Source organism: Collinsella sp. CLA-AP-H1, assembly GCF_040092945.1.
Lineage (GTDB): Bacteria > Actinomycetota > Coriobacteriia > Coriobacteriales > Coriobacteriaceae > Collinsella.
Genome location: NZ_JBBNKO010000004.1, coordinates 90805 through 111251 on the forward strand (window position 1 = coordinate 90805; position 20447 = coordinate 111251).

Annotated in this window: 20 protein-coding genes and 1 tRNA gene; 20 read left to right on the forward strand and 1 reads right to left on the reverse strand. The window is 60.3% G+C overall.

Annotated features, from left to right (window positions below; translation table 11 throughout):
• Positions 1-11 precede the first annotated feature (11 nt).
• From ruvX to AAAV44_RS03620, 13 genes are all read left to right on the forward strand, one after another.
• Positions 12-440: a Holliday junction resolvase RuvX gene (gene ruvX, locus AAAV44_RS03560; protein ID WP_035138185.1), complete on the forward strand. Its 429-nt coding sequence runs from the start codon at positions 12-14 to the stop codon at positions 438-440.
• A complete protein-coding gene (gene mltG / locus AAAV44_RS03565) occupies positions 433-1866 on the forward strand; it encodes an endolytic transglycosylase MltG (RefSeq protein ID WP_349114591.1) in 1434 nt (477 codons plus the stop codon). Before ruvX ends, mltG begins: the two co-directional genes overlap by 8 nt.
• Position 1867: 1 nt before the next feature.
• Positions 1868-2365: a YqeG family HAD IIIA-type phosphatase gene (locus AAAV44_RS03570; protein ID WP_349114592.1), complete on the forward strand. Its 498-nt coding sequence runs from the start codon at positions 1868-1870 to the stop codon at positions 2363-2365.
• 8 nt (positions 2366-2373) lie between these two features.
• A complete protein-coding gene (locus AAAV44_RS03575; protein ID WP_006233986.1) occupies positions 2374-2907 on the forward strand; it encodes a shikimate kinase in 534 nt (177 codons plus the stop codon).
• The gene (locus tag AAAV44_RS03580) at positions 2904-4013 is read left to right on the forward strand and encodes a hypothetical protein (protein ID WP_347486468.1); all 1110 of its coding nucleotides are present in this window, start codon (positions 2904-2906) and stop codon (positions 4011-4013) included. The genes AAAV44_RS03575 and AAAV44_RS03580 overlap by 4 nt, the downstream gene beginning before the upstream one ends.
• A 132-nt stretch (positions 4014-4145) precedes the next feature.
• Positions 4146-5276 (forward strand): Xaa-Pro peptidase family protein, encoded by a 1131-nt coding sequence (locus AAAV44_RS03585; RefSeq protein WP_117769618.1) that lies wholly within the window; start codon positions 4146-4148, stop codon positions 5274-5276.
• A 159-nt stretch (positions 5277-5435) separates the two neighbouring features.
• A complete protein-coding gene (gene efp, locus AAAV44_RS03590; protein WP_117806186.1) occupies positions 5436-5999 on the forward strand; it encodes an elongation factor P in 564 nt (187 codons plus the stop codon).
• A gap of 23 nt (positions 6000-6022) precedes the next feature.
• Positions 6023-6385, forward strand: a complete 363-nt coding sequence (locus tag AAAV44_RS03595) for an Asp23/Gls24 family envelope stress response protein (protein WP_349114593.1) — start codon at positions 6023-6025, stop codon at positions 6383-6385.
• A 3-nt stretch (positions 6386-6388) separates the two neighbouring features.
• Positions 6389-6973 carry a transcription antitermination factor NusB gene (gene nusB / locus AAAV44_RS03600; protein ID WP_349114594.1) on the forward strand — a complete coding sequence of 195 codons (585 nt, stop codon included), beginning with the start codon at positions 6389-6391 and terminating at the stop codon, positions 6971-6973.
• Positions 6974-6975: 2 nt separating this feature from the next.
• Positions 6976-7215 carry an exodeoxyribonuclease VII small subunit gene (locus tag AAAV44_RS03605; RefSeq protein WP_006233978.1) on the forward strand — a complete coding sequence of 80 codons (240 nt, stop codon included), beginning with the start codon at positions 6976-6978 and terminating at the stop codon, positions 7213-7215.
• Between the two features lie 35 nt (positions 7216-7250).
• Positions 7251-8054 carry a TlyA family RNA methyltransferase gene (locus tag AAAV44_RS03610; protein WP_349114653.1) on the forward strand — a complete coding sequence of 268 codons (804 nt, stop codon included), beginning with the start codon at positions 7251-7253 and terminating at the stop codon, positions 8052-8054.
• On the forward strand, positions 8051-8911 hold the full coding sequence (locus AAAV44_RS03615) for an NAD(+)/NADH kinase (protein WP_349114596.1): 861 nt from the start codon (positions 8051-8053) through the stop codon (positions 8909-8911). The genes AAAV44_RS03610 and AAAV44_RS03615 overlap by 4 nt, the downstream gene beginning before the upstream one ends.
• Positions 8901-10529 carry a DNA repair protein RecN gene (locus AAAV44_RS03620; protein WP_349114597.1) on the forward strand — a complete coding sequence of 543 codons (1629 nt, stop codon included), beginning with the start codon at positions 8901-8903 and terminating at the stop codon, positions 10527-10529. The genes AAAV44_RS03615 and AAAV44_RS03620 overlap by 11 nt, the downstream gene beginning before the upstream one ends.
• Positions 10530-10750: 221 nt before the next feature.
• On the opposite strand, the gene AAAV44_RS03625 is transcribed toward AAAV44_RS03620, so the two are convergent.
• Positions 10751-11608 (reverse strand): MurR/RpiR family transcriptional regulator, encoded by an 858-nt coding sequence (locus AAAV44_RS03625; protein ID WP_226790721.1) that lies wholly within the window; start codon positions 11606-11608, stop codon positions 10751-10753.
• A 272-nt stretch (positions 11609-11880) separates the two neighbouring features.
• Between AAAV44_RS03625 and AAAV44_RS03630 the strand changes: the two genes are divergently transcribed.
• The 7 genes from AAAV44_RS03630 (at position 11881) to AAAV44_RS03660 (ending at position 20430) form a co-directional block, all read left to right on the forward strand.
• Positions 11881-13860, forward strand: coding sequence for a fructose-specific PTS transporter subunit EIIC (locus tag AAAV44_RS03630; protein WP_349114599.1), 1980 nt, complete (start codon positions 11881-11883; stop codon positions 13858-13860).
• Positions 13861-14406: 546 nt separating this feature from the next.
• Positions 14407-14670, forward strand: coding sequence for an HPr family phosphocarrier protein (locus AAAV44_RS03635; protein ID WP_022094575.1), 264 nt, complete (start codon positions 14407-14409; stop codon positions 14668-14670).
• Between the two features lie 133 nt (positions 14671-14803).
• Positions 14804-16507 (forward strand): phosphoenolpyruvate--protein phosphotransferase, encoded by a 1704-nt coding sequence (ptsP, locus tag AAAV44_RS03640; RefSeq protein ID WP_035138206.1) that lies wholly within the window; start codon positions 14804-14806, stop codon positions 16505-16507.
• Positions 16508-16581: 74 nt separating this feature from the next.
• A complete protein-coding gene (locus tag AAAV44_RS03645; RefSeq protein ID WP_006233969.1) occupies positions 16582-17514 on the forward strand; it encodes a 1-phosphofructokinase family hexose kinase in 933 nt (310 codons plus the stop codon).
• A 189-nt stretch (positions 17515-17703) separates the two neighbouring features.
• Positions 17704-18636: a 1-phosphofructokinase gene (locus AAAV44_RS03650; RefSeq protein ID WP_349114600.1), complete on the forward strand. Its 933-nt coding sequence runs from the start codon at positions 17704-17706 to the stop codon at positions 18634-18636.
• Positions 18637-18831: 195 nt separating this feature from the next.
• Positions 18832-20226 carry an HD domain-containing protein gene (locus AAAV44_RS03655; RefSeq protein ID WP_349114601.1) on the forward strand — a complete coding sequence of 465 codons (1395 nt, stop codon included), beginning with the start codon at positions 18832-18834 and terminating at the stop codon, positions 20224-20226.
• A 127-nt stretch (positions 20227-20353) separates the two neighbouring features.
• Positions 20354-20430, forward strand: a tRNA-Glu gene (locus tag AAAV44_RS03660).
• Positions 20431-20447: the final 17 nt, after the last annotated feature.

The window sequence follows — 20447 nt, forward strand, 5'->3', positions numbered from 1 at the left end:
AAGAAGTCGCTGTGGTTGCGCTTGCGCTGGACATAGGGGAGACCAGGATTGGAATCGCCGTCTCGAGCCGTGATGGCAAGATGGCGATGCCTGTCAAGGTGCTTCCGGCTGCCGAGGTCACCGGTATGGCCAAGACGTTCCGCTACCTGGTTGAGGACTATGAGCCCGACATCCTGGTAAGCGGACGTCCCCTGACCATGGCCGGTGAGCCCGGCCCTCAGGCCGAGCGCGTTGCCGCTGTGGCGCAAAAGATTGCCGACGAGCTCGATCTTCCGTTGGAGTTTGAGGACGAGCGTCTGTCCTCGCAAGAGGCCAAGCGTATCCTGCGCGAGCAGGGACTCAACGAAAAGCAGATGAGGGGCAAGATCGACATGATTGCCGCCAGCCTGTTTTTGCAGACGTGGCTCGATCGTAAAAACGAGGAGGTTTCGCATGCCTAGTGCTTCCGATCCGCGCCAGCCGAATCGTACACAGCAGCCGGCGTCGCGCCCTGCCCAGCCTGGCCAGCGTCCGGCACAGCCGACGCAGCGCGCAGCTCAGCCTGCCGCGCGCCCGGCGCAGTCCTTCTCTCGTTCGGCCCAACCTGTTCAACGGACGGGTCAGCAGCCTTCTGCTCGTTCGGTTCAGCATTCGGCTTCTCACGCGGCTCAGCAGCCCACTGCTCGTACGGCCCAGCGTGCAGGCGGCACCCGCTTTAAGCAGCAGGCACCTACCCAGCGAACGCAGGCCCCCCAATCGCATTCGCATCACGCTCGTGGTTCGCATGGCGTTGCTCCGGCGACCCGCTCGAGCTACAACACGCATGCTCGTCGCGGTGCTCAAAAGAAGAGTTCTCCGGTTCCCATGATCATCGGCGTTGTGTTGGCGGTGCTCGCGCTTGCCGCGATCGCTTTCTTTGTCGTGCCGGCCGTCAAGGGTTTCTTTGCCGGTGAGGATACGAAGGTTACGGCTGGTCAGCAGGTTACGGTGACCATTCCCGATGGTGCCTCGGGTGACAGCATCGCCTCGATTCTCTCCGAGAACCATATCGTAGAAAATCCCAAGGATTACTATGCGGCGGTGAAAAAGCTCAACGCCGATATGTCGCTCAAGCCAGGTGATTATTCGTTCACCACACTCATGGATGCGACCAAGGTTGTTCAGCAGCTCATGGAAGGCCCCAATGCGGGCTCCAATGCGCTGACTATCCCTGAGGGCTTGACGGTCGATCAAGTCGCCGACCGTGTGGCCCAGGCCTACGACAGCATCTCTAAGGAAGACTTCCTCAACCAGGCCAAGGCCTCCAACTACGTGGACGACTATAGCTTCCTTAAGGGTGCCGCTAACGACTCGCTCGAGGGTTTCTTGTTCCCCAAGACCTATTCGTTGGGTGATTCGCCGACGGCCGATGGCGTGATTCGCGCTATGCTCGATCAGTTTAAGACCGAGTACAAGTCGCTTGACTTTGCGAGCTGCGAAGCCAAGATCAAGGAACGCTACGGTGTGGAGATGTCCGACTACGACATCGTCAACTTGGCCTCTATCGTTGAGCGCGAGGGCCTCAACGCCGATCAACGTGCGCATGTGGCCTCGGTTTTCTACAACCGCCTTGCCGGCAAGCTCGATGGCCTGCGCTATCTCAATAGCGATGCGACTATGATGTATGTCACCGGTGACGAGGTTACCGCCGACGACCTGCAGAGCGATAGTCCGTATAACACCTATAAGCATGAGGGCCTGCCGCCCACGCCCATCTGCTCTCCGTCGCTCGAGGCGCTCAAGGCCACCCTTGAGCCGACCGACTCTGATGACCTGTATTTCTACATTACGCAGGACGAGGAGTACTTCTCGCAAACCTACGAAGAGCATCAACAGTCTTGGAATTAGCATGAGGATTTTTAGCCCCAAACGATACGTTGCCTCGGTCGATCGCATCGACCTTAATACCCTGTGGGCCGACGGCAAACGCGCCATTCTGCTCGATCGCGATAACACCTTGGTGCCGCGCGACACCGAGCAGGTTCCCGCCGCGGTTTCCGCTTGGCTCGATGCCGCCCGCGCCAAAGGCTTTAAGCTGTGCATGGTGTCCAACAACTGGCATCGCGACCAGGTCATGAGCTCTGCGCGCGAGCTGGGACTCGAGGCCATCAGCCACGCCATGAAGCCGGCGCCGTTTGCCCTCAAGGCGGGCCTTAAGCGCCTCTGCGCCACAGCCGACGAGGCGGTGCTGATCGGTGATCAGCTCTACACGGACGTGTGGAGCGGCAACTTCGCCGGCGTCGATACCATCTTGGTTAAGCCGCAGGCGACGCAGGACCTGTGGTATACGCAGATCTTTCGTATCTTTGAGCGCCGGGCCCTGCGCGACCTTCCCTGCGAGGAATAGGTCTCGTCATGTCCCAGCACACCAAACACGGCTGCGACCATATCTTCTTTATCGGCTTTTTGGGCGCGGGCAAATCGACGCTCGCGCGCAACGTGGGCACCATGTTCAAGCGGCGTTTTATCGATACCGACCGCCTGGTCGTGCGTCGTTGCGGCAAGTCGGTAACCGAGATTTTTGAGACCGAGGGCGAGGATCGTTTTCGCGAGCTCGAGACCTCGGCGCTCCGTTCGCTCCAAAGTGAGCGCAGCCTGTTGGTTTCGTGCGGGGGCGGTATCGTCGAAACGCCGGTGAATATTGAACTGATGCACGAAATGGGTACGTGCGTTTACCTCGAGGGCGACTTTGAGGATTCGATTCGCCAGATTCGTCGGTCCGATACGCGCCCCGATTTCCGCTCGCCCGAGCATGCCGCGCGCCTGTTTGAGCATCGCCGTCCGCTGTATCGCCAGGCCGCCGACCTTACCCTTGATATTCGCAACAAGTCCTTCGAGGACGTTTCCTACCTTTGTGCCGAGATGCTTTTGGAGCGTGGGCTGCTATGATTCGCCGTCAACTGATCAATTTCCAAAACCGCAGCGTCGATGTCCGTGTCGGATTGGGCGCGTTCGAGGAGTTGTCGCGCATGTTTGCCTCGGCTGTGGGCAAGCCTAAGCGCGCGATGGTCGTTTGGAACGACGCCACATCCGAGCGTTTTGGTGAGGTCGTCGAGCATGCGCTGGTCGACGCCGGTTTTGCCGTGTCGCTGCTAGTCCTCGAGGTTTCGCCTGCTGGTGCCACGCTGGCCGATGCCGATGCGATCTTTGGCGCCCTGTCTGCCAACGGCGTTACCTGCGACGATCTGGTTGTCGCCGTTGGCGATGCCGCAACCTGCTCGGTTGTTAGCTGGTGCGCCAACCAGTGGTGCGGTCGCACCGAGTGCGCGCTGCTGCCGACGACCTTCGACGCCATGCTCACGGTCGCGACGACCATGAAGCCGCTCGTCGCCTCGTCGGCCAATGCGCTTCCCGCCATCGCGTTCCGTCCCGAACCGGGCTTGGTCGTGTGTGACCTCGACCTTGTTCGCGAGGCGGACCCCGAGGACCTCAAGCTCGGCTATGTGGTACTTGTTGGCACCATGCTTTCGAGCAGTAAGTCCCGCTGGAATCAGTTTACTGAGACCGTCCCCGAGATTCTCGCGGGCGAGGAGGTCGCGCTCGTCAATGCCGTTCAATGGTCTCAGACTGCCCGCAAGGACGTACTGATGGCCACGAACCCGAGTGCTCGCCATGCGCTCGATTTTGGCAAGACGGGGGAGCGTACCCTGCGCGCCTGCTTGGGCGATGCGGCTTCGCAGGTCCCTGCCTATCAGCTGTTATCCGAGGGCATGCGCTTTGAGGCGCGCCTAGCACATGATGCCTGCGACTTCGATATCGATTACGTCTTTGAGGTCGATGACTGCCTGGAGGACTTTGGTATCGAGGAACTTGCCTTCGATCTGGAGCCTACCGCATATATCGAGGAGTTCCGCAGGCAGCAGTTCGCCCGCTCAAACCGTAGCATGTTGCCGCTGCCCGCGGCACTCGGCGCCATTCGTCTAACGAGCGTTGAGGACGAGGTTCTTGAGCGCCATGTTCACGCCTACTTGGCTTCTCGCAAAGAACTTCTCTAAGATTTATTGACATCCATCGTCTTTCGTATCATGTTGAGGGGCGGGTTTTCAATCGGTTGCGGATCGCATGCGATTCCGTCGTTCGGTTGAGACCCGTCCCGCACTTTTTGAGACAATAAGAAAGGAATCTGCATGTCTGAGTTTGCTGCCGGTCCTGCCGGTCGTATCGAACGTGTCCGTGCCCTGATGGTCGAGCGCGGCTACGACGCCATCGTGGTACGCGACGAGGCCAATCTTCGTTGGCTCACGGGCGTGAAGGGCGTCTTCGACTACACCTTCGAGTTCCCGCACGCGGCGTTTATTACGGCTGACCAGTGCCTGTTCCATACCGACTCGCGCTACCTCAACAGCTTTGAGGAGAACACGCCCGCCGGCAGCCCCTGGGTCTACGACATGGACGAGGGCACCATCCCCGGTTGGGTCGCCGGCAAGATTGCGGCCAACAAGTGCCGCGTCTGCGCTGTCGAGGACGACATGCAGATCAACTTCTACCAGGGTATTCAGCGTGGTCTGGAGGACCGTTCCGTCGCCTGCATGTTGCCGCTGATGCATGACGACATCCGCAAGATGCGCGCCATCAAGGACGCCGAGGAGATCGAGCTCATGCGCCATGCGCAGTCGATCACCGATGCCGCCTTCCAGCATATGCTCGGCTTTATTAAGCCTGGTATGACCGAGAAGCAGGTTCGCAACGAGCTCGAGAACTTTATGTTCGCCAACGGCGCCGACAGCTTGGCCTTCGGCTCCATCGTGGCAAGCGGCCCCAATACCGCCAACCCGCATGCCGTGCCGAGTGACCGCGTGATCGAGAAGGGCGACTTCGTCCTCATGGATTACGGTGCGGGCTACTGCGATTATCGTTCCGACATGACGCGCACCGTCGTGATGGGCGAGCCTACCCAGGAGCAGCTCGACCTGTACGCGCTCGTGCGCCGCACCCACGAGGAGTGCGTCGCCGCCATCCATCCGGGCGTCGAGGGTAACGACATTTTCAAGCTTTCCAAGAAGATCATCGGCGATGCCGGCTATGGCGATTACTACAACCATGGCCTGGGCCACGGCGTGGGCATCGACATCCATGAGCTGCCCAACTTCAACCGTAGCAAGAACACCATCGAGGTCGGCTCGGTTATCACCATGGAGCCCGGCGTGTATCTGCCCGGTGTGGGCGGCGTGCGTCTGGAGGACTACGGCGTGGTCACCGAGAACGGCTACGAGCCCTTCACCAAGACCCCGCACGACCTGCACGTCATCGATTGCTAGCCCATTTCGATAGATTTTTGGGGCGGGGCGTCCGGATCGATTCGGACGCCCCGCGTTCTCTTTTTATGCGCTCGCTGCAGGCGCCGTCAGCAAGTGTATAATTTCGGTCGTATGTAATTTGGACGCTTGTGCGTTCTGCCCATAACAAGAAAGGTCGCTATGCCTACCATTTCTACCGCCGACTTCAAGAACGGCCTCGGTCTCCGCATCAAGGACAAGGTCTACACCATCGTCGAGTTCCAGCATGTCAAGCCGGGCAAGGGCGGCGCGTTTGTGCGCTACAAGACCCGCGACATCAAGAGCGGCCGTGTCGTCGAGAACACCTGCAACGCCGGCACCAAGTTCGAGAGCGTCATGCTCACCACCCGTGAGTTCCAGTACCTCTACAACGATGGCGCCGACTACATCTTCATGGACAACGAGACCTATGAGCAGGTTCCCGTTCCCGAGGACATGGTGGGCGAGAACTCCAAGTGGCTGCGCGAGAACGACATCTGCCAGCTGCTCTTTGCCGACGATGAGCTCATGGGCGTGACCCCGCCGATGTTCATCGAGACCACCATCGTCCAGACCGACCCGGGCTTTAAGGGCGACACCGTCCAGGGTTCCACCAAGCCGGCCACGATCGACACCGGCGCTGTCATCCAGGTCCCCATGTACCTCAACGAGGGCGAGGTCATCAAGGTTGACACCCGCGACGGCAAGTTCGTCTCCCGCGTCTAGCACCAACTCTTCTAGGAGGACTCATGCCCCAGGAAATCAAGATTGACGGCATCGGCATTTCGCCCGATGTTCTGACCGCCATCGTTTCGCGCGCCGTGTCGGATGTCGAGGGCATCGCCTCCGTTGGCGTCAAGGACCTTGCCACCAACCTTGTCTCCATGATGCTCTCGTCCAAGGCCCCGGCTTCCGAGCCGGCGGTCGAGGCCGAGGTCATCGGCGACAAGCTCGTACTCACCGTGCGTGTCGTGGTGTTCTTTGGCTATCCGTTCAAGAAACTCGCCGAGGCCGTTCGCGCCGCCGTGGTCGCCGCCATCGATGCCCAGGTTGGCGTTGAGGTCGAGCGCGTTGACATTTGCATCGACGGCCTCGTTTTCCCCAAGGAGTAACCTTTGAGCCTTAAGGTTTATCGCGGGCGCACGCTTGCCCGCAGTCAGGCGCTTCAGCTTCTGTTCCAGGCCGAGGCCACGGACGGCCCGCTCGAGCGCGTCCTCGAGGGTGATTTCCTGATCTCGAAGGGTCCCCTCGACCCCTATGCGCTGGAGCTGTGCCGCGGTGCCTACGAGCATATCGACCGCATCGACTGTGCTCTGCGCTCTGTTGCCAAGAACTGGGATCTTATGCGCATGCCCGGCGCCGACCGCAACCTGCTGCGTATCGCCGTTTACGAGATGCGTTTCCTCACCGACGAGGAGGTCTCGGACGCCATCGTGATCAACGAGGCTGTCGAGCTTGCCAAGGCCTATGGCACCGACCAGTCCGCGTCGTTCGTCAACGGCGTGCTGGGCAAGATCGCTCGCAGCGAGGAGCTGCCGGGCGAGGACCTGTACCAGGAGCTGCTGGCCGAAGATCGCGCTCGCGAGGAGGCGCAGGCTGCCGAGGCTGCCGCCAAGGTTGCGGTTGCCCAGGCTGAGGCTGGCGTGCTGGCCGAGGATGCGGACGCCGCCGAGGCTGTTGTCGACTCCGTCGAGGAGTAGCCATGCCAGAGGGTTCCGTCCGCAATTTCGACGAGATCTCGGACCGCTTGGACCAGATCATCGCTACCGTTCGCTCCAAGGATACCTCCTTGGAGCGTTCACTCGATTTGTTTGACGAAGCGATTGAGCTGGGCTCCCGCGCGGTCGATATGGTCGACAAGTTTGAGTTGACGCCGCGTGAGGCCGACAAGCTCGAGCAGGAATACGATGAGGATGCAGCAAACGAATCCCAGGATAGCTAGGCCGCATCTCCGGATACGAATGGTTGATGGCATTCATGAAACGCGTGCGTCTTGATGACGAACTGATTTCACAGGGCATCTGCGCCGATCGCGCGGATGCCCTTCGCACTCTTATGGCCGGCTTGGTCTCGAGTGGCGGTGAGCGCTTGACTTCGCCGGGCCTTAAGGTGACCCCGGGTCTGCCGTTGCACATGAAGGGGCGCATTCCATATGTTGGCCGCGGCGGTCTTAAGCTCGAAGGCGCGCTTGATGCGTTTGGTATCAATCCGACGGGCCTTGCCTGTCTGGATGTGGGCTGCTCTACCGGCGGCTTTACCGATTGCCTGCTCAAGCGCGGAGCTGAGACCGTTGTCTCGGTGGACGTGGGTCGCGCCCAGTTCGATTGGTCGTTGCGTCAGGACGATCGCGTGACGCTGCATGAGCGCACAAACGTGACGCAGCTGCCTGAGCTTGGCTATGCCGGCGCCATCGACCTGGCAGTGTGTGATGTCTCGTTTACCAGCATCGCGAATATTATCGATGCGGTGCTGGCATGCCTGGCGCCTACGGGTGCATTCTGCACGCTCGTAAAGCCGCAGTTTGAGGCTCCGGCGGCGTTGGTGGGTGAGGGCGGCATTGTGACCGATCCCGCCGTGCGCCGCGATACGCTCGTGGCGGCGGTTGAACTCTTTGCTGCCAAGGGGCTGTTCCCGGTCGATGTGTGCGTGTCACCCATTCATGGTGCCAAGGGCAACGTTGAGTTTTTCCTGTACGGCACGAGGTTCGCCCCCGGTGAACGCACCGACGACGAGCTGAAATCCAAGGTATCGGTTTTGAGCGAGAAAGCTGCAACGCTATGAAGGTCTTTCTGGTTCCCAATTACTACAAGCAAGAGGCGGTCGAGAGCGGCCTGATGCTCGAGCTTTGGCTGACGCGCCAGGGCTATGAGGTCGCATGGGCTGCCGACCAGCGATCGAAGATTCAAAGCACGCCTCATATTGACGGCTCCGATCTGGTCATTACGCTCGGCGGTGACGGTACGTTGCTGCGCGCTGCCCGCATCCTCAACCATCGCGAGATTCCTATCCTCGGTCTTTCCTATGGTCACCTGGGCTTTTTAACTGCTGCGAGCCCCGAGGAGCGCGACATTCTGCAGGTCGTGAGCGACGCCCTTTCCGGCGAGCTGCACGTGAGCCGTCGCGCCACCATCGCCGCGGATATCGTGTCCGTGCGCGAAGACGGTACGAAGGATGTCGTGCGCACCTTCGCCCTCAACGACATGGCGCTTACGCGCGGCCCCCTGTCCGATATGGTCGAGTTTGACATCACGGTGTCGGGCCACCATATCGATCGACTGCGTGGCGACGGCGTGGTCGTGTCCACGGCGACTGGTTCTACGGGTTACGCGCTCAGTGCCGGTGGCCCCATCGTGAGCCCCGACTATACGGGCATGGTCTGCGTACCCATTGCGCCGCACACCATTCAGGCCCGTGCCTTCTTGACTTCGCCGAGTGATGTCGTCGAAATCTTTATGTCCGATGATCGCCCGAGCGTGCCGGCGATCGCCATCGATGGACAGTTTATTACCTGCGATGGCACGGTCGAGAGCGTGGCTGTGCGTCGCGGTCCCGGTGATGTGCTGCTGCTGGATTACGGCCCCGAGAGCTTCTATAACTCGGTGAGCCGTGTGTTCTACGGAGTGCGTCATGATCGATGAGCTGCAGGTTTCTAACATTGCACTCATTCGCGAGGCGACGTTGGTGCCGAGTGCCGGCCTGACTGTCCTGACCGGCGAGACCGGTGCCGGCAAGACCGCGCTGCTCTCGGCCCTCAAACTTATTTTGGGCGAGCGCGCGGATTCGTCGACGGTGCGCGAGGGCGAGGCGCTCGCGAGCGTCGAGGCACGACTCTTCGACGGGCCGCACGACACGGAGGGTTTTACCGTGCAGCGCAGCCTTTCTGCCGAGGGCCGCAGCCGTGTGAAGATTGACGGCCGCATCGCCAGTGTGCGCGAGCTTTCGGAGCGCGTCGGCGTGATGATGGATCTGTGCGGCCAGCACGAGCACCAGCGCTTACTCGATCCGGTGCATCACGTTGCGATGGTCGATGCGTGGGCGGGACGCTCTGCGCTCGAGGCGCTTGATGCGTACCGCGCCTGCTTTAAGGCATCGCGCGCTGCCGCCAAGGAGGTTCGACGTGTTGAAGAGGCCTCGCGTGCGCAGGGGAGCCGCGTCGAGGAGGCGCGCTTTGCCCTCGAGCGCATCGGCGAGGTCGACCCCAAACCGGGCGAGTATGAGGAACTCGAGGAACTGCTGCCGCGCTCCGAACATGCCGAGGTACTGGTTGCCACAGCTAACGATGCCCATGCATCGCTTGCCTCCGAAGGGGGAGCGCTCGACGCCGTGAACAGCGCCGTGGCAGAACTTTCCCGCATGGCTACCGTCGATCGCAAACTCGGCGACATTGCCGATGCGCTTTCGGATGCCTGTATCTCCCTTGAGGATTGCGCGAACGAGCTTCGTTCCTATCGCGATGGCGTCGCCTTCGACCCGCGCGAGCTCGCTCGCATGCGTGAGCGGTATTCCGACCTCAAGGGTCTGTTGCGTCAGTGGGGTCCCACTATGGACGATGTTTTTGCCATGCGCGATCGCTCGCAAGAACTGCTGTCCCTGGTCGATGATGGCGATGAGCAGATCAAAAAGGCGCGTGAGGCACTCGGGAGCGCCGAGCGCGAGTTGTTTGCCGCTGCCAAGGCACTTAAGCGTGCTCGCAATACGGCGGCCCCGCGCTTCTGCCACGAGGTCGGCCGCCAGATGGCTCGCTTGGAGATGGGTAGTGCCGAGCTCGTCTGGGAGTCGCGCGATCTTCCCCGTGCTGAGTGGACGCCCGTTGGTCCTTCGAGCTACGAGCTGCTATACCGCAGCGGTGCCGGCTTGACGCCACGTCCCCTGCGCCGCATTGCGTCGGGCGGCGAGCTCAGCCGCGTCATGCTGGCAAGTAAGGTTGTCCTCGGTAACGCGGACGGTGTCGATACGCTGGTGTTTGACGAGGTCGATGCTGGTGTCGGTGGCTCCACGGCGCGTGCACTCGCGGGCGTGCTGGCAGATCTCGCCTCTACGCATCAGGTGATTGTCGTAACCCACTTGGCGCAGGTCGCCGTCATGGCCGACAAGCATTATGTTGTCAGCAAGGAACCAGGCGATGTTCCCCAGACGCATTTGGACGAGGTAACCGGCGAAGCGCGTACCGCCGAGATCGCCCGCATGTTGAGCGGCGATCAGTCCGAGGCAAGCCTGGCGCACGCCAAACAGATGCTTGCGGAGGCGCGTGCCTAGGCCGAGCCGCCACATGTATGTCCAATCCGGCCGCCACGAAACGGGTCCATCTACTACGTTTGGCAGGGCATCGGCAACCACGCCAAGAATTGCAAAAAGAAAACCGCAGGTAGAACGCCTGCGGTTTTCTCTATTTTGGGTGTATGGTTGGCGCTTGAGGTTAAAACGTAGTAGATGGGCGGATTTCGTGGCGAGGGGCGTCTATCGGCTCCCCAATTTACCTACTCAACGACCTTATCCGGCTGGATGAGCTCCTCGTAGTAGCTGATATGCTCACGCGCGTCTTCAATCTCGGGCAGCAGGAAGTTGTAGATGACTTCGATGATCATCGTGGCACTGATCTTGGAGAACGCAAAGTCGCCTGTCGTCAGCAGCGCTTCGTGGTTGACGGTATTAAAAGTGTAGTCTGCCAGGCGCGCGAGCGGGGATTTACTGTCGCTGCTGATGACGACTACGGTTGCGCCGCAGTTGCGAGCCGCTTTTGCCATGCGATTCAGTCGGCGCGATTTGCCGGAGTTTGAGATTAGCACGATGACGTCACCCGGGCGCAACGTGAGCGCAAAGCCGATTGATGTCTCGCTGATGGTGCTCGCCATGCAGCGCAGGCCCAGCTGCGAAAACTTAAACGTCGCATCGAGCGCGACCGCGTTCGTATTGCCCACAGCTGCAAACTCAATAACCCCTGCATGCTTAAGGGCATGCACAACAGCCGCCAGCGTATCGTGGTCGATGCCGTCGATGGTCGCATTAAGCTCGCTCACCTTGGCAGCCAGGATGTTCTTGAGGCTCTGCTCCATATTGTCGAGCGAGACCTCGTCAGTCAGGCCCTCGTTACGCTGGCTTTCCAAATCCCTCGCCAACGAAAACTGAAAGCTGCGGAAGCTACCAAAGCCAAGCTTGCGGCAGAAGCGCGAAACGGTCGCCTCGGACGTGGCGGCGGCGCGCGAGAGCTGAGCGGCCGTGAGGCGTGGCGCCTCGGACTGGTGCTCCAATATATAGTCGACAATGCGCTGCTCGGACTCGCTGTATCCCTGATGGGTACTAATGAGGGAAAGTGCGCTCTTGCTACTATCGGTCATGGATGGCTCCTGGTTGGCATGAAAATCTAATTTGATTCGCAATGCCATAGTATACGGGCATTTTCAATTACAAGATACACCTTGCCGTTTCAAGTGTTGATGGTAAACTTTCACTTACCGTTTACAGTTATGAAAGAACCTTTCACCGGAGAATTGCACCTTGTCTCTTCTCACGCGGACGGTAGGTTGGTATCTTTCAGTTGTGGAAAAACGCGCATCGAAGCGCGTGTAGGGGAGCGCCCGCGGGCGCTGTACTCAAGAAGGAGGGACACATGGCTAAGTTTGACATCATCGCCGCGACCGGTTGCCCGACCGGCATTGCGCACACCTTCATGGCGAAGGAGGCGCTGGAGAAGGCAGCTGCCGAGCGCGGTCTGACCATTAAGGTCGAGACTCATGGCCAGGTCGGTGTCGAGAACGAGCTCACCAAGAGTGAGATCGCTGGTGCCAAGGCCGTCGTCGTCGCAGCCGACAAGGATGTCCAGGCTGAGCGTTTCGCCGGCAAGCCCATGGTTTCCGTTGGTGTTTCCAAGGCCCTGTCCGTTGAGGCCGCCGGTAAGTTGATTGACCGCGCGCTCGCCGCCAAGGGCGACGACACGGTTGCGGCTGCTGCCGATGTCGAGGACGAGGTCGAGGAGAAGGAGTCCATCGGCCACATCATCTACAAGCACCTCATGAACGGCGTCAGCCACATGCTGGTCTTCGTCGTTGCCGGTGGTGTTCTGACCGCCGTTTCGTTCCTGTGGGGCATTACGTCCTTCGATTCGACGGCGTCTGACTACAACAGCTTTGCTGCGATGCTCAAGATCATCGGCGGCATCGCCATGAACCTCATGGTTCCGGTGCTTTCAGCCTATATCGCCGAATCCATCGGCAAGCGCCCGGCGCTCGTCCCCGGCTTTGTTGCCGGTATGATCGCCATCCAGGGCCTGCCTGTTAACGCCGAGACCGGCATGATCGACGCCGGTGGCGCCGGCGTGGGCTTCGGCTTCCTGGGCGGCATCGTCGGCGGCTTCCTCGCCGGTTATGTCATCCTGCTGCTCGAGAAGGTCTTTGCCGGTCTGCCCAAGAACCTGGACGGCCTCAAGGCTATCTTCCTGTACCCGCTGTTCTCGACGGCTATCGTCGGCCTGGTCATGCTCGGCATTTCCGGCCCCATGGCTGCCATCAACACCGCCATGATGGACTTCCTCAAGGGCCTGTCCGCCTCTGGCGCCGTTGTGCTGGGTCTTGCCATCGGCTGCATGTGCGCCTTTGACATGGGCGGCCCGGTCAACAAGGCTGCTTACGTTACCGGGACCGCTATGCTCACCGAGGCACTGGCCGCCGGTGTTGGCACCGATACCTACAACTTCGGCACCAACTTCATGGCTGCCGTTTCCGCCGCCTGCATCGTTCCGCCGCTGATCACCACCTTCGCCGTCGTTGTCGGCAAGAAGTACTTCAGCCAGGAGGATCACGACGCCGGTGTAGTCAACCTCATCCTTGGTTGCACCCACATCACCGAGGGCGCCATTCCGTTCATGACCAAGAACATCTGGCCCGTCATGCCCATCATGATGCTCGGTTCCTCTATCGCTTCGATCCTGACCATTATGTTCAACGTTCACGATCCGGCGCCTCACGGTGGCTTCCTGGTCCTGCCCGTTGTCGAGAACGGTCCGCTGTGGGTCCTCGCGATCCTCATCGGCGCTGTGGTCGGTGGTATCCTGTTCGTGGCCTTCAAGAAGTACGACTTCGAGAAGAACCAGAAGGCCGCTCCTGTAGCCAAGCCCGTTGAGGCCCCCAAGGCCGAGGCTGCCGACTTCGTGAAGGTCGAGAATGTCTTTGTCGCCGAGGACTTCGCTTCTCGTGACGAGGCTCTGAGCTTCGTTTCCAACCAGGCCGTCAAGGCCGGTATCGCAAGCGACGCCGACGCCGTGATGAACGCCTTCCTGGCCCGCGAGGCCGAGGGCACCACGGGCATGATGGAGGGCTTCGCCATCCCGCATGCCAAATCCGACGCCATTACCGAGGCTGCCGTCATCGTCGTCAAGGACGAGTCCGGCGTGACCGGCTGGGACACCATGGACGGCGCTCCCGTCAACGTGGCTATTGCCCTGCTTATCCCGGGTGCACAGGCCGGCACCACGCACCTCAAGATCCTGTCCAAGGTTGCCGAGGCGCTCATGGACGAGGACTTCCGTGCCACCGTCAAGGGTTCCACCGACGCCGCCAAGATCGCCAAGACGATCAACGCCCGCCTGGTCTAATCCCACAACACGCGAATAGCATCGCCCCCTGTATATAAGGCGGAGTCCCTCCCCAGGGTCTCCGCCTTTTTCATCCCCAAATAAGTTGCGGTGAAATAAGGACTGTTTAAACGATTCAACCCCAAATTCAGTCCCTATTTCACCGCAACTTATAAAAGGGCATAGAGGGGGCCGCCTATCGAGTCCTTGTCGCGAACAGATCATCAGCCAGAATTCCTTTCAGCCGACATTACTTTGGACCGACTGAGTTTCCGCAGCTTGCTCGCCCACAGGGGCCCGCGCGCGGCCTGTGAGATTTATCGCGAGTTCCGCACGAGCCGAAGAGCACTTAATGTGCTCTTCGTGCGAGCAGGACTGTAGAGCAGGAAATCTCACAGGCCGCGCACGGGCCCCTGTGGGCGAGCAAGCGGACGACAAACACATCTGTCCAATAATTCGTCTGAAACACAATGAAAAACCGTTTGATGTGAGTTAATATAAACAACGTCGTGAATCTGACTCCTGCCACATGCATGACAGGGGTTAAACACAAAAAAGGAGTCAACTATGGTTTCTGAGAAGGCTACCCTCGTTAATCCTCAGGGTCTGCACATGCGTCCGGCTGGTCTGTTCGCCTCCACCATGGGCAAGTACGCCTGTGACGTGACGGTCGTCACCCCCGAGAAGGAGGTCAACGGCAAGTCCCCGATGGCCCTCATGGCTGCTGGTATCCCCTGCGGCACCGAGGTCGAGGTCAAGTGCGACGGCGCTGACGAGGCCGAGGCTCTGGCTGCTGCCATCGAGCTCATCAAGAGCGGTCTTGGCGAGTAGAACTCAAACGGGTCGCATGTTGAACAACTAAGTTCATATTTGGGGGCGCAGTGACCTGTTGTAAGGTAGCTGCGCTCTTTTGTCATGGATATGGCAAAACGCTTTATCACATGACACGGAGAGAGGAATGGGAATGTATCAGGGAGTCAACGCTTCCGAGGGCATCGGTATCGGCACCGTCATGGTTGCCGTCGATCCCGACTTGACGTTTGAGCCGCACGAGGTTGCTGATTCGGCAGCAGAGAAGGAGCGCTATCAGTCCGCTCTTTCGGTCTTCTGCGAGAAGACCCAGGCTCAGGCCGACCACATGAAGGAGACGGTGGGCGAGGCTGAGGCCGAGATCATGAGCGGACACATTGTCCTGGCTCAGGACCCGGGCATGACCGACGCCATCAACGCCGCCATTGACGGAGGTACCTGCGCCGAGCAGGCGCTCATGGACACCTCGACCATGTTCGAGAACATGTTCCTGTCCATGGACGACGAGATGTTCCGTCTGCGTGCGGCCGACATCGCCGACATCCGCACCGGTATTCTGGCCGAGTTGCTGGGCAAGGAGGTCGTCGACCTCTCCGTCCTGCCCGAGAACACCGTCGTTGTCGTGCACGACCTCACGCCGTCCATGACCGCCACGATCGATAAGGCCCACGTTGCCGGTATCGTCACCGAGACCGGTGGCCGCACGTCGCACTCCGCGATCATTGCGCGCGCCCTCGAGATCCCGGCTGTCCTTTCGGTTTCCAACAGCTGCACCGCGCTGCGCAACGGTATGACCGTTGTCGTCGACGGTGGCAAGGGTATCGTCGAGGCCGATCCCGACGAGGAGACGCTCGCCGCCTACACCGCTAAGGCCGAGGCCTTCGCTGCCGAGAAGGCAGCCCTCGAGGCCTTCCGTGGCAAGCCGTCCGTGACTGCCGATGGCATCAAGAAGATCATCGCCTGCAACATCGGTAACCCCGATGACGTGCCCAACGCGCTCGATCACGACGCCGAGGCCATCGGTCTGTTCCGCTCCGAGTTCCTGTTCATGGACTCCGCTGAGCTTCCTTCCGAGGAGGAGCAGTTCAACGCCTACCGTAAGGTCGCCAGCGCGCTCAAGGGTGCTCCGGTCATCATCCGCACGCTCGATGTGGGTGGCGACAAGGAGATTCCGTATCTGCATATGGTCAAGGAAGACAACCCCTTCATGGGCTTCCGCGCCGTGCGTTACTGCCTGGCCAATCCCGACCAGTACAAGGTCCAGCTCCGCGCTCTGCTGCGCGCTAGCGCCTTCGGTGACGTCAAGATCATGATCCCGCTCGTCACCTGCGTCGAGGAGGTCTTGGCTGTCAAGGAGCTCGTCGAGCAGTGCAAGGCCGAGCTGACCGAAGAGGGTCGCAAGTTCAACGAGAACATCGAGGTCGGCATCATGGTTGAGACGCCTGCCGCTTCGCTGCTCGCAGACCGTCTTGCCGAGGTTGCCGACTTCTTCTCCATCGGCACCAACGACCTGATCGGCTACACCATGTGCGCCGACCGTGGCAACGACACCATCTCCAACCTGTACCAGGTTTACTATCCCGCCGTGCTCCGCTCGCTCAAGAACATCATCGAGAGCGGCGTGAAGGCCGGCATCATGGTCGGTATGTGCGGCGAGGCCGCTGCCGATCCGCTGCTCGAGCCGCTGCTGATCAGCTGGGGCCTGGAGGAGTTCTCGATGAGCGCTCCGTCGATCCTGCGCGCCCGCAAGACCATCAGCCAGTGGACCAAGGCCGAGTGCGACGAGCTCGCCGAGAAGGCGCTCGCCTGCAACACCGCCGCCGAGGTCAAGGCACTGCTCGAGTCCGCAGCTCGCTAATTTGGTATCAGAGGTAACCGCGTGGTTGGAATGGGCCGGCCACGCGGCCCTCACATATACAGGGGGTACTGTAAATGTTCTACACGCTAACCGCTAACCCGGCTGTCGACATGACGGTTTCGAGCTCTCCGCTCGAGCCCGACGAGAACGTCCGCACCGGCTCGGCCAGCTACACGGCTAACGGCAAGGGCCTCGACGTGTCCTTCGCCTTTAAGAAGATGGGCGTCGACACCGTCGCGCTCGGCTTCTTCGCCGGCTTCACGGGCAAGTTTATCGTCGAGGAGGTCATGAACCTGGGTTGCCTCTGCCGCCCGGTCTGGACCGACGGTATCACGCGCATTAACACCTACGTCAACGATGGCCAGCACGAGTACGGCATCCTGAACCCGGGTGCTCCTATTACGCCGCAGCACCAGGAGGAGCTCTACAACATCCTGGATACCGCGGGCGATCTTGAGTGCCTGATCGTCTCCGGATCCGTGCCTCCCAAAGCTACGCCCGACTTCCTGGCTCAGGTCATGGAGCACGCTCAGGCTCGTGGCGCCGACGTCGTCCTGGACCTGTCCTCCGACAAGCTCAAGGAGCTCGCTCACAAGAAGCCGCTGCTCATCAAGCCGAACCATCACGAGATGAAGGCCATCTTCGGCGTGCCGGTCGACACCGACGACGAGGTTCGCGTTGCCATGAAGATGGCTCACGACGCTGGCGTTCAGAACGTGCTGCTCACCCGTGGTAGTCGCGGTGACGCTTACTTCTCCAACGGTGAGGACATCTGGTACGCCAAGCGTGAGTTCAACATCAAACTGGTTTCTTCCGTCTGCGCCGGCGACTGCACCCTCGCTGCGTTCCTGCACAAGTGGTACAGGGATCGCGACAACGTCGAGGAGGCCATGAAGCTTGCTATGGCCACCGGCGCCAACGTTGCCGAGTCCGTCGGCATCGGCGACTTCGGTCACGTCGACGAGTACAGCAAGCGCGTTGCCGTTCGCAAGCTCGATCGTCAGTAATCGAAACGCGACATATTCGTGCGTATGCGGCGCCCCGGTTTCGGCCGGGGCGCCTTTTTTGTTCCGTCATGGGGGAGAGGTGTCCTGCCGTGCTTCATCGCTTCCACACCGTTCACCGAGTTGTTGTAGCCTTTTACCGATGCGTGGAATATACTTTCATTAGCACGTTGCTTCGTGAAAGGAACATTCATGATTTACACGCTCACTGCAAATCCCGCCATTGACTACAACATTGCCTGCGACGGTCTTTCCGCCAACACAGTCACGCGTACCCGCAACGCGGTCTACACGCCCAACGGCAAAGGTCTTAACGTCTCGTTCACTCTCGATCACTACGGTGTCGACACCACGATCCTGGGCTTCTTCGCTGGCTTCTCGGGCGAGTTCATCGTCAAGGGCGCCGAGGCCCTGGGCGTGCCCGTCAAGCCCGTGTGGACCGACGGCATCACGCGCGTCAACGTGTTCCTCAATGCCGGCCCCGACACCGAGTACAACATGGTCAACGCCGGTGCCGCCATCAACGAGGCCAACGAGCAGGAGATGTTTGAGCTCATCGATTCGCTCGATGACCTGACCTGCCTGGTCATCAGCGGCTCGCTGCCCCCCAACACTTCCGAGGGCTTCCTGGCCGAGGTCCTGCGCCGCGTCAAGGCTAAGGGGGCCGAGTTCGTCCTCGACATCTCGAGCCATCAGCTGGCAGACCTCATTGCCATGGAGCCGCTGCTGATCAAGCCCAATGACGATGAGCTGCTCGATATCTTTGGCATTAAGGTGAGCGGTGGCGACGATGAGTCTGTCAAGGGCGCTATGGCCGCGCTGCACGCCAAGGGCGCCAAGAACGTGCTGCTGACCCTTGGTGGCGATGGCGCGTACTTCTCCAACGGCGAGCATATCTGGTTTGCCAACCGCACCTTTGAGGTCAAACTGCTGTCGACCGTCTGCGCCGGCGATTCCTCGCTCGCTGCCTTCCTGTCCGTGTGGCACGACGCCCCCGAGCGTGTTGAGGACGCCCTGCGCCTGTCGATGGCCACCGGCGCCAACGTGGTCGAGTGCCCCGGTCTGGGCGATTTTGCCAAGGTGGACGAATATAAGAAGCACATCGAGGTTCGCCAGGTTTGCTAGCCGCATCGATACATCGTTGCCGAACACCCGCTTTGGATTACCAGGGCGGGTGTTTTTTGCGCGCTGAACGTATGTGGCGTCTGCTGTCTCGTTTTATCGAATTGACGACGCGATTGCGTGTGCGCGCTTTCTCGTTTCTTGTTAGACTTTTTGAGAACCATCGATTAACGCTCACAAGTGCAGGAGGCCATAGGCATGTGCAATGTTTCGCTCAACGGTACGCAACCGTCCGATGCCTCCCTGCGCGTCCTGCGCGCGCTTGAGGCGGCTGGTCTTGAGGCTTGGTACGTAGGCGGTTGGGTGCGCGACGCCCTGATGGGGCGCCCCAGCCACGATGTTGATATGTGCTGTAGCGGCCTGTGGCAGGAGTCCAAAGCGGCGCTCGAGGCCGCTGATATCGCGGTCGTGGAGTCGGGCATTAAATTTGGCGGAATCACGGCTATTTCCGATGGCGAGCGTATCGAGGTCACCACGTACCGCCTGGATGGCTTTTACACCGATGGGCGCCATCCTCAGAGTGTGGAGCGTGCCGCCTCGCTCGAGGACGATCTGGCGCGCCGCGACTTTACCGTCAACGCTATGGCCTGGCATCCCGAGCGCGGGCTTGTCGACCGCTACGACGGCCAGGGTGATCTGGAGCGCAAGCTGATTCGCGCTGTCGGTGATCCCAAGCGTCGCTTTAACGAGGACGCCCTGCGCATGCTGCGTGCGGTGCGCTTTGCCTGCCGTCTGGACTTTATGATTGAGCCCGAGACTAAGCGTGCGCTTGCCGAGTGCGCGCCGCTGCTCGATGCCGTGGCGCGCGAGCGTGTGGGTATTGAGCTCGAGGGCATTCTTTCGACCGGTCATGGGGGAGACGCGATGCTTCGCTATCCCGAGCTCATCTGTGCCGCTGTGCCCGAGTTGGCAGCGGGTCGCGGGTTTGATCAGCGAAGTGTCTACCATGCGTTTAACGTCTACGAGCATATCGCCCGTGTGCTGACAGTGGCAGGGGAGCTGGCGCTGTGCGACGGCGTCGCGCCATCGTCGAGCCTTATGTGGGCGGCGTTTTTGCACGATGTCTCCAAGCCCGAGTGCTTTACGGTCGATCACGCCGGCAGCGGACACTTCTACGGTCATCCCGAGCTCGGCGCCAAGAAAGCGCGCGTCACTATGGATCGCCTGGCTCTCTCGCACGACCTGGTGCACGACGTGTGCCTGCTCATCAAATATCACGACAAACCGCTGCGTCCCGAGCGATCCTGCCTGCTCAATATGATGTGTGCGCTTTCTGGCGAGGGCGTCGACACGGCCCGTCTGATTGACGAGCTCATGGACCTTAAGCGTGCTGACACGCTCGGCAAGGCCCCGTCGTGCTTCTATTACGTTGAGACGATTGAGGAAATGCGCGCGATGGCGCACGAGCTGCTGAAGGCAGGGGAGCCCTATACGCTCAAGATGCTCGCCATCAACGGCGGCGACCTGATCCGTGCCGGTGTGAAGCCGGGGCCCGAGCTAGGCCAGCTACTCAACGCCGCTCTCGACGCCGTGATCGATGACAACATCCCCAACGATCGCGAAGCTCTTTTGGTCCATCTCAACTTGAATTAGCTACCCAGTTTACCTGCGTGTTCCATAACCTGCCGACAATTTTTCGGCAATTTGGAATTTCTTCTTGCGCTGACGTTTTTTGTCCCGTAATATATTTCCTCGAAGCACGGCAGTGCAGATGTCATGTGGCCCGTTCGTCTAGCGGTTTAGGACGCCGCCCTCTCAAGGCGGAGATCACCAGTTCGAATCTGGTACGGGCTACCACTTCTTTTCTGCTGAGG